Below are 8,979 nucleotides of genomic sequence, written 5' to 3'. Positions count from 1 at the left end.
CCCGCTGCCGCACCGGCAGCGGGGGCGCGGGCATATGTTCTATTCTGCTGACAGGACCACACGGGGGTGGAGTGGGAATGTCCGAGCACGAACAGGACGGCCAGGAGCGCGAGTTCGACCTCAGATGGGCGGACGACGCCGAGCACAAGGAGCCCTCGGCCCGGGCCCGCATGCTCGCCGCACGCTGGAAACACAACCCTCCCGGCCCCGTACCCTTCCGCCCCGAGCCCGACCACCGCTCACGCGGCCGCCGTTCCCGTTCCCGCTCCCGCTCCCGCTCGTCGTGGATCTCCACGGCCGTGGTGTTCGGCTGTGTGGCGGCGCTGATCGTGCTGCTGGGGTACATCAACTTCCGGGCGCCGTAGCGGAGCGTGCACCGAGAGGGCCGGCCAGGCTGCTGCTAGCGTCCCCGCGCGTGGACGACAGTGTGTATGTGGGCAACGCCGGTGCGGACGCCGCGCTGGATCGTGGGTGGATTCTCGGGCACTTCAAGGACGTCGGGGACCCCCGGCACAGCGAAACCGTCGAGATCAAGTGGGGTGTCCATCCTCGGGGTGACGAGCGGGCGCAGTGGGTGCGGGGTGAGGAGCGGACCGCGCTGCTGGTGCTGATCAGCGGGCGCTTCCGGGTGGAGCTTCCCGGGCGCAGCGTGCTGCTGGAGCGGCAGGGGGACTACGTCGTGTGGGGGCGCGGGGTCGATCACTCCTGGGTCGCGGAGGAGGAGTCGGTGGTGCTGACCGTTCGGTGGCCGTCCGTGGCCGGGTACGCGGTGGGCGCGGGCGGCTGACGCCTTTGCTTGTCCTGGGGCCGATCACGACCCGTTCATGGGCGGGGCCGGGTGCACACTGGCATTGGGACGAGTGCCTGACTGCGGGGTGATGCAGATGCACAGCCGCTTCCGGAGCGACCGGCGGTTGACCACCCGTATGGGGGTCACGCTGTTCCTGCTCGGGTTGTTGTACGTGGGGTTCGTGGCAGCGCTGATCGTGCTGCTGAAGTCCTGGGTGCTGGTCGTGGTGGTCGCGGCGGGGCTGTTGGGGGCTCAGTACTGGTTCTCGGACCGGATCGCGCTGTACGCCATGCGCGGGCGGGTCGTGGAGCGGGAGGAGTTTCCCGGGCTGCACGGGGTCGTGGACCGGCTGTGTGCCATGGCCGACATGCCCAAGCCGGTGGTGGCCGTGTCCGATATGGACATGCCGAACGCGTTCGCGACCGGGCGCAACCCGGACCACGCCGTGGTCTGTGTGACGACCGGGCTGCTGCGGCGGCTGGAGCCCGCCGAGCTGGAGGGCGTCCTCGCGCACGAGCTGTCGCATGTGGCGCACAAGGACGTCGCCGTGATCACCGTCGCCTCGTTCCTCGGTGTGATCGCGGGGCTGATCGTGCGGTTCGCCTTCTACTCGCAGTTGTTCGGCGGGGGCCGCAGGGACCAGAACACCGCGGTGATCTTCGCGGCGGTGATGGGTGTCTCGGCGGCCGTGTACGCGCTGAGCTTCCTGCTGATCCGGGCCCTGTCCCGGTACCGGGAACTGGCCGCCGACCGGGCGGCCGCGCTGCTCACCGGCCGGCCCTCGGCATTGGCCTCCGCCCTCACCAAGGTCTCCGGCGACATCGCCCGCATCCCGACCAAGGACCTGCGCACGGCCCAGGCCTTCAACGCCTTCTACTTCACCCCGGCACTGGGCCGCGAGCCCGGTGTCGCACGGCTCTTCTCGACCCACCCCAGCCTGGAGCAGCGCCTCGACCAACTGGGCCGGATCTCCGCCGAACTGGGCGAGGCGGCGACGCCCGGAGGGGTGTGACATGGGGCTGCTGGACATCCTGCTCGGCCGGACCAAGCCGGTCGTGGCGGATCTCGACCGGCTGTTCGCGCTGCCGTCGGCGGCCGTGACCCTGGAGGCCGCGGCGGGCTTCATCCCGACCGGGCAGGGCGCGGTGTGCTTCGCCACGGTCGAGGGCGCGGCCTTCGAGCAGAGCCACCGCGAGGTGCAGGCCCTGCTGGACGCCGACACCGAACGCGACGGTCCACCGGTGGAACTGCGGCAGGACGACTACGGCTACTCCTGGCTGGTCTCGCACCGCGCCCCCGACCAGTTGCACGCGCTGGTGAACGATCTGCACGCCGTGAACAGCCAGATGGAGGTCAACGGCTTCGGCCCGCAACTGCTGTGCTCCCTGGCCGGGTTCCGGGACCGGGCCGGCCGGCGGCTCGCGCTGGTCTACCTCTACAAACGCGGCACCTTCTACCCGTTCGCGCCCCTGCCCGACGAGGCGCAACGGCGTGACAACGCGCTGGAACTCCAGGTGCGGGCGGCGCTCGACGGCGATCTGCGGATCGAGCAGGACCTGGGCCGCTGGTTCCCGGTGTGGGGAGCGCCCGGTCTGTGATCGCCCCTCCCGGATCACCCGTCACGGGCCTGCGCCGCGTGAGTGAATGACCGTATGAGTGAGCTGGTCCCTTTCACGCACACCATCGACTCCCCGCACACCATCGACGGTGAACGACTCAGCGGGCTGTACGGCGGAGCCGGTGCGTCGGCGAGAGCGACTGCCGTGGTCCTGCACGGCGCGGGCAACGGCAGCAAGGAACGGCTGGTGCCGCTGCTGTCGGAGTTCGCCGCACACGGCTGCCACACCCTCGCCTTCGACTTCTCGGGCCACGGGGAGAGCACCGGCCTGCTGCGGGAGCTGAGCCTGCGCCGCCGTTTCGAGCAGGCCGTGTCCGTGATCGACGCGCACGCACGCGGGGACGGGCCGCTGATCCTGGTCGGGTTCAGCATGAGCGGTCAGACGGTGGCCGATCTCGCCCGGCACTACGGGGACCGGGTGGCGGCCCTGGGGCTGTGCGCGCCCGCGGTGTACGCGGCCGAGGCGTGGGACGTGCCGTTCGGGGAGGGCGACGGGCGGTTCAGCGAGATCATCCGCCGGCCCGGCAGTTGGCGTGCGTCGCCCGCGCTCGACGTGCTGCGGGCGTACGAGGGACGGGCGGTGCTCGCGGTGCCGGGCACGGACGAGGTCATCCCGCCCGCCGTGACGGAGGCCGTCTCGGAGGCGCTGTCCCGGCGCGCCCAGTTCACCCACTGGGAACTTCCCGAGGCGGAGCACCGGTTGGGCCTGTGGTTCCGCGACCGTCCCGACGACCGGCGGGCGTTCGTCACCGCCGTGCTGACCGGGCTCGGCGAGCAGGGCTGGACGGCGACCCGGGCGTGGGTGGCCAAGCGGCTCCCGGAGGGCCGTACAGTCGACAAGTCGTCTTTCCTGAAGGGCGGTTGGAGCGCCCAGCTGCGGCGGCTCACCCTCGACGACGGCACCGCCCTCGCCCTGCGGACCTTCGTGAAGCCCTTCTTCCGGCGGCACGCCCCGGGGCTGCTGGCCCGCGAGGCGGAGGTGCTGACACTGCTGGCCGGGCAGGAGGGCGTGCCGGCGCCGGAGCTGATCGGCGTGGACGCGACGGCCGAGCACTGTGACCATCCGTCCCTGTTGATGTCCGTGCTGCCGGGGCGGGTCCGGGTCGACGAGGAGGACCTCGACGCGCGTGTGGAGCTGCTCGCGGCCCAACTGGCCGGGATCCACCGGGTCGTTCCCGAGGAGCGTCCGCGTGCGTACCAGGCGTGGACGTCTCCGCTGCGGATCCCCCCGGGGTGGGAGCGGGCCGTGGACGTCATCCGCCGCGATCCCCCGCCGTACCAGGGCTGTTTCCTGCACCGGGACTTCCACCCCGGGAACGTGCTGTTCACGGGCTCGGGGTCCGGTCTGCGGATCGGCGGTGTCGTCGACTGGGTGGAGACCTCGTGGGGTCCCGCCGACCTGGACGTCGCGCACTGCTCGACGGCGCTCGCGCTGCTGCACGGCCCGGAGTACGGCCTCGGATTCCGGGAGCGCTACGAGGCACACGGCGGCCGGCCCCTGGCCGACGGCCCGGACCATCTGTACTGGCGGCTGCTCGACGCCCTGGCCTACGTCCCCGACGCGGCGAAGCTGGCGCTCCCCTGGCGGGAGCTGGGGCGGACCGACCTGACGCCGGAGGTGCTGGGCGGGCGGCTGGAGGCTTACGTGGCGGGGCTGCTGGAGCGGTACGCCTCAGCCTGAGAGGTGGTGACCGGTTCCGGTGACGGCCGATTGTCAGTGGCGTCCGCGATGATGCGGTCGGGTCGGAGGGACTGGACGAGTGGAGGCCGGGATGGGCGGCGGGGCGCGGCGGTACATCGGGGTGGCGGAGCGGCGGGCCCGCCTCGCGCTGCGGCAGCGGCTGGCCGGGCAGGCGCGGGCGGGGACGCCCGAGGAGGTGGCCGGTTCGCTCGTCGCGCTGCACGGCACGGACCCGGCGACGGTGTACCTGGCCGTGGGCGCGCGGCTCGCGGACCCGGCGGAGACGGTGGCGGAGACCGGGCGCGCGCTGTACGAGGACCGTTCCCTGGTGCGGATGCACGGCATGCGGCACACGGTGTTCGTGTTCCCCACGGCCCTGACCGCGGTCGTGCACGCCTCGACCGGCCTGGCAGTCGCCGCCCGGGAGCGGTCCAGGCTGCTCAAGCACATGGCGACGGCGGGGGCACCGGACGCGGCCTGGCTGAAGGAGGTCGAGGAGTCGACGCTGCGGGCCCTCGCCCGGCGCGGGCAGGCGACGGCCGCCGAACTCGCGCGGGACGAGCCGCGCCTGCGGGAGCAGTTCGTCTACGCGGCAGGGAAGAGCTACGAGGGGGTGCACACGGTCTCGACCCGGCTGCTCAGGGTGCTGGGCGTCGAGGGGAAGCTCGTGCGCGGCCGGCCGCTCGGCTCCTGGACGTCCGGCCAGTTCCGCTGGGCCGTGGCGCCCGAGCACCCCGAGACGGACATCGCCGGGGCGCAGGCGGAGCTGCTGAGACGGTGGCTCGCCGCGTGCGGTCCGGCGACCGAGGCCGACCTGAAGTGGTGGACGGGGTGGCGGGTGACGGAGGTCCGCAGGGCGCTGGCCGCGATCGGAGCCCGGGAGGTGTCCCTGGACGAGGGCACGGGGTACGTGTCCGACGAGGATGCCGACCCGGTCTCCGCCCCCGACGAGCCCTGGGCCGCGCTGTTGCCCGGCCTCGACCCGACGGCGATGGGGTGGCAGCAGCGCGACTGGTATCTCGCGCCGGAGCTGCGGCCCCTGCTGTTCGACGGCAGCGGCAATGTCGGGCCGACGGTGTGGTGGAACGGACGGGTGGTCGGCGGGTGGGCCCAGCGGCCCGACGGGGAGATCACCTGGCGGATCCTCGACGAGGAGGGCGTCGGCCGTGAGGCCCGCGCGGCGATGGGGACGGAGGCGGAGCGGCTGAGCGGGTGGGTGGGGACGACCAGGATCACACCACGCTTCCGCACACCGCTGGAGAAGGAACTGGCGGCGGGGTAGCCGGGCCCTCGCGGCCTCAGGCCCGTACGTACACGCCCGCGCGTGCCGCGGTCGCGGCGGCCTCGGCGGCCCGGTCGGCCGTGGCCCCGTCGAGCCGGGCGCCGCTGATCAGCAGGTGGTAGTAGAGCGGGGCGGAGACGGCGCGGACCACTTCGTGCGTGTCGGTGCCCTCGGGCACCTCTCCCCGGTCGACGGCCTGCCGCACGCAGGGAGCCCATTCCCTGACGCGGATGTCGTAGAAGCGCCGCAGCGCCGCGGCCGTCTTGGGGTCGCAGGTGGCGGCGGCGATCAGCGCTTTGAACAGCGGCCCCTGCCGAGGGTCCGTCAGGGTGCGCTGGACGAGCCGGGCGTTGGCCGTCAGGTCGCCGAGGAGTGAGCCGGTCTCGGTGCGCGGCGCGGACTGCTCGGCCATGTCCAGCAGGAGGTCGGCCACCAGCCCGGTGACCGTCGCCCAGCGGCGGTAGACGGTCGTCTTGCCTACTCCGGCGCGGCGGGCGATGTCGGCCAGGTCCAGGCCGGTGAAGCCCTGCTCGGTCAGGGCGTCCTCGGCCGCTCGCAGCACCGCTTCCCGTACCCGCGCCGTGCGCCCTCCCGGCCGTACGGTCCCCGGCTCGCCTCCGTCAGCCATAACGGCACTTCCGTTCCATTAAGCGATTCACCCTGCTACCTTAGTGACCATTAAGGGAACCATAGACCCGTTAACAGGGTCGCTGTCGAAAGGGGCCGAGATGGAATACAGGCGATTGGGCGCGTCCGGACTCATGGTTCCCGCGCTGAGCTTCGGAGCCGGCACCTTCGGCGGGCGGGGTCCGCTGTTCGGCGCGTGGGGCACGACCGACGCGCAGGAGGCGCGCCGCCTGGTGGACATCTGCCTGGACGCCGGGATCACGATGTTCGACACCGCCGACGTCTACTCCGCCGGCGCCTCCGAGGAGGTGCTGGGGCAGGCGATCAAAGGCCGCCGGGACCAGGTGATCGTCTCCACCAAGACCGGCCTGCCGATGGGGGACGGACCGGGCGACGCGGGCTCCTCCCGCTCCCGTCTGATCACCGCCTGCGAGGACGCCCTGCGCAGACTCGGCACCGACCACATCGACCTGTTCCAGCTCCACGCCTTCGACGCCGGGACGCCGGTCGACGAGGTGCTGGCCGCGCTCGACGCACTCGTCCAGGCGGGCAAGGTGCGCTACACCGGCGCCTCCAACTTCTCCGGCTGGCAGGTGATGAAGTCCCTCGCGGCCGCAGAGAAGCACGGCCGTCCGCGCCACGTGGCCCACCAGGTGTACTACTCCCTGATCGGCCGCGACTACGAGTGGGAGCTCATGCCGCTCGCCCTCGACCAGGGCCTCGGCGCGATCGTCTGGAGCCCGCTGGGCTGGGGACGCCTGACCGGCAAGGTCCGCCGCGGAGCACCGCTCCCGCCCGGCAGCCGGCTGCACCGCACCGCCGAGCACGGCCCGCCCGTCACCGACCAGCACCTCTACGACGTGGTCGACGCGCTGGACGAGATCGCGGAGGAGACGGGCAGGGCCGTGCCGCAGATCGCCCTCAACTGGCTGCTCCAGCGGCCGACCGTGTCCTCCGTCATCATCGGCGCCCGCGACGAGCGGCAACTGCGCCAGAACCTCGGCGCCGTCGGCTGGAGCCTGACGCCCGAGCAGACGGCGAGGCTCGACGCGGCGAGCCACCGCCCGGCGCCGTACCCCTACTTCCCCTATGAACGCCAGGAGGGGTCCGCCCGGCTGAACCCACCGGTGTTCCCCGCGCCGGGAACACCGGTGGGACAGGATCAGCGCGAGTAGCGCATGAACGCCCGCACCATGTGGCACGTCGTGTCCGACGGCGGGTGGACACCGATCTGTTCCGCCGCGCCGCGGATCGTCTCGTTGTGGGCCTGGTTCGGCATGTGGACGCCGGAGTCGAGCAGGGCGATGGCGAGCCGCATCGCCTTGAGCCGACGGTTGTGCGTGATGTACCACGCGCGCGGCCGGCCCGGCGGCAGCGGCCGCTTCTCCACGGGCGCATAGGGCAGGTCGAGCAGGACGGGACGCTTCGCGGTGGACTGGGTGGGCAACGGCTTCGACTTCAGAGCGGCAGCGGGCACAGGCATCCTCCTGTCGCGGTCGGGCGCTCACCGGAGTCCTCTGCGACCCCGGCGCCACCCTCGAACACTGCTTACAGTTTACCGTCCGGCACTGACAACGGGGAGTCCTCCCAGTCCGGCAAATGCCCAGGTGGGAAAGGAAATTGGCGTCACGTCACGGCAGGTCCACGAGGGGCGCCTGAGGCGGCTGGAAATCGAACAACGGCGGCGGCGCGTACCGTGGGCGCATGGAGATCTGGATCAATCCGGCCTGTTCGAAGTGCCGTAGCGCCGTGACACTGCTCGACGCCGAGGGGGCCGACTACACCGTCCGCCGCTACCTGGAGGACGTGCCGAGCGAGGACGAGATCCGTGGCGTTCTCACGCGCCTCGGTCTCGAGCCCTGGGACATCACCCGCACGCAGGAGGCGGACGCCAAGGAGCTCGGACTCAAGGAGTGGCCGCGGGACGCCGGTTCGCGTGACCGGTGGGTCAAGGCGCTCGCCGAGCACCCGAAGCTGATCCAGCGCCCGATCATCACCGCGGACGACGGCACGGCCGTGGTGGGACGTACCGACGAGGCCGTGCGGGACGTCCTGTCGCGTTGACCATCACCCTTGAAGCGTGTGGTGCAGGTCACTTCAGTGACTCCTGTAACCGCTGAGTAACTTCGTTCGGTATCTCGTACATAGCGGCGTACGCTCCCCTACCTCTTCAGGAGGCGCGCATGTCGCGTAGGAGAACTCTCGGCCCGAAGAAGAAGATCGCGCTGCTGGTGAGCGCGGTGACCGTGGCGGGCGGCGGTGCCTTCGTCATGGCGAGCACGTCGAACGCCACGCCGCCGACCACCAAGTCGGCGGCGGAGTCGACGGCCTGCCTGGGACTCGCCACCGCTCTCGGCAACAACGAGAAGTTCATCGCCGATCAGCAGGCCAACCCCGACGCGCAGTCGGAGGCTCGGATCGCCAACCGCGAGGCGGTCGTCGAGGAGATCAAGCGGAAGCAGGACGCGTCGGGGTGCACGGTTGGGGAGTCGGCTCAGGACTCCCAGGCCGCGCAGCCGTCGCAGCCCGCGCAGGGCGGTGAGCAGGCCGACGGCGGCGAGCAGGCCGGCGGCGGTCAGGACGCAGCCGGGGGTGCCGAGGCCTCGCAGCCCGCGGAGTCCGCCCCGGCGGAAAACGCCGGCGGTGGCGCTGCGGCCTCCGGACAGCAGGTGTGCAACGGCTCGACCGTCACGCTCTCCGGCGAGGGCGGTGCGCCTGCCGCGTCCAGCAACCAGTTCCCGGTCGGCACGCAGCTCAAGGTCACCAACCTGGACAACAACAAGTCCACGACGGTGGAGGTGACTTCGGTCTCCGGTAGCTGTGCGCTGCTCAACAACGCGGCCTTCGAACAGGTCCGTGAGCCCGGCAAGTTCCTGATCCGCCGGGCCGTGATCGAGAAGGTGGGGTGATGCCGGACGGCCGAACGGGTCACTGAGGCGGCGGCCCACCCCTCGGCCGCCCCTCGTACGTGTCACCGGTCC

Annotated in this window: 11 protein-coding genes; 9 read left to right on the top strand and 2 right to left on the bottom strand. The window is 71.9% G+C overall.

All coding sequences use genetic code 11. The features are described from left to right. Positions 1 to 77 precede the first annotated feature (77 nt). The 6 genes from ACFTZL_RS35380 (at position 78) to ACFTZL_RS35355 (ending at position 5,371) form a co-directional block, all read left to right on the top strand. Complete coding sequence (locus ACFTZL_RS35380) at positions 78 to 365, top strand: hypothetical protein (protein ID WP_382591586.1); 288 nt, start codon at positions 78 to 80, stop codon at positions 363 to 365. A 50-nt stretch (positions 366 to 415) separates the two neighbouring features. Next, positions 416 to 787 (top strand): signal peptidase I, encoded by a 372-nt coding sequence (locus ACFTZL_RS35375; RefSeq protein ID WP_382591583.1) that lies wholly within the window; start codon positions 416 to 418, stop codon positions 785 to 787. A 97-nt stretch (positions 788 to 884) separates the two neighbouring features. Continuing rightward, a complete protein-coding gene (gene htpX / locus ACFTZL_RS35370) occupies positions 885 to 1,802 on the top strand; it encodes a zinc metalloprotease HtpX (RefSeq protein ID WP_382591581.1) in 918 nt (305 codons plus the stop codon). 1 nt (position 1,803) lies between these two features. After that, the gene (locus ACFTZL_RS35365; protein WP_382591578.1) at positions 1,804 to 2,388 is read left to right on the top strand and encodes a hypothetical protein; all 585 of its coding nucleotides are present in this window, start codon (positions 1,804 to 1,806) and stop codon (positions 2,386 to 2,388) included. Positions 2,389 to 2,442: 54 nt separating this feature from the next. Beyond that, entirely contained in the window at positions 2,443 to 4,089 is a 1,647-nt protein-coding gene (locus ACFTZL_RS35360; protein WP_382591576.1) for an alpha/beta fold hydrolase, read from the top strand. 91 nt (positions 4,090 to 4,180) lie between these two features. Then, positions 4,181 to 5,371 (top strand): winged helix DNA-binding domain-containing protein, encoded by a 1,191-nt coding sequence (locus ACFTZL_RS35355; RefSeq protein WP_382591590.1) that lies wholly within the window; start codon positions 4,181 to 4,183, stop codon positions 5,369 to 5,371. A 16-nt stretch (positions 5,372 to 5,387) separates the two neighbouring features. Here the strand turns inward: ACFTZL_RS35355 and ACFTZL_RS35350 are convergent, their stop codons facing one another. Further along, positions 5,388 to 5,999 (bottom strand): TetR/AcrR family transcriptional regulator, encoded by a 612-nt coding sequence (locus ACFTZL_RS35350; protein WP_382591573.1) that lies wholly within the window; start codon positions 5,997 to 5,999, stop codon positions 5,388 to 5,390. A gap of 100 nt (positions 6,000 to 6,099) precedes the next feature. On the opposite strand from ACFTZL_RS35350, the gene ACFTZL_RS35345 reads away from it, so the two are divergent. Continuing rightward, positions 6,100 to 7,173 carry an aldo/keto reductase gene (locus tag ACFTZL_RS35345; protein WP_382591571.1) on the top strand — a complete coding sequence of 358 codons (1,074 nt, stop codon included), beginning with the start codon at positions 6,100 to 6,102 and terminating at the stop codon, positions 7,171 to 7,173. On the opposite strand, the gene ACFTZL_RS35340 is transcribed toward ACFTZL_RS35345, so the two are convergent. Beyond that, on the bottom strand, positions 7,161 to 7,475 hold the full coding sequence (locus ACFTZL_RS35340) for a hypothetical protein (protein ID WP_382591568.1): 315 nt from the start codon (positions 7,473 to 7,475) through the stop codon (positions 7,161 to 7,163). The genes ACFTZL_RS35345 and ACFTZL_RS35340 overlap by 13 nt on opposite strands. A gap of 227 nt (positions 7,476 to 7,702) precedes the next feature. Here ACFTZL_RS35340 and ACFTZL_RS35335 point away from each other — a divergent pair, with 227 nt between their 5' ends. Next, a complete protein-coding gene (locus ACFTZL_RS35335; RefSeq protein WP_382591566.1) occupies positions 7,703 to 8,062 on the top strand; it encodes an arsenate reductase family protein in 360 nt (119 codons plus the stop codon). 119 nt (positions 8,063 to 8,181) lie between these two features. Then, positions 8,182 to 8,907, top strand: a complete 726-nt coding sequence (locus tag ACFTZL_RS35330; RefSeq protein WP_382591563.1) for a hypothetical protein — start codon at positions 8,182 to 8,184, stop codon at positions 8,905 to 8,907. Positions 8,908 to 8,979: the final 72 nt, after the last annotated feature.

This window comes from Streptomyces sp. NPDC056948, from assembly GCF_042674225.1.
Taxonomy (GTDB): domain Bacteria; phylum Actinomycetota; class Actinomycetes; order Streptomycetales; family Streptomycetaceae; genus Streptomyces; species Streptomyces purpurascens.
The sequence above is the reverse complement of the archived record's forward strand: the minus strand, read 5'-3'. Positions and strand labels throughout refer to the sequence as shown.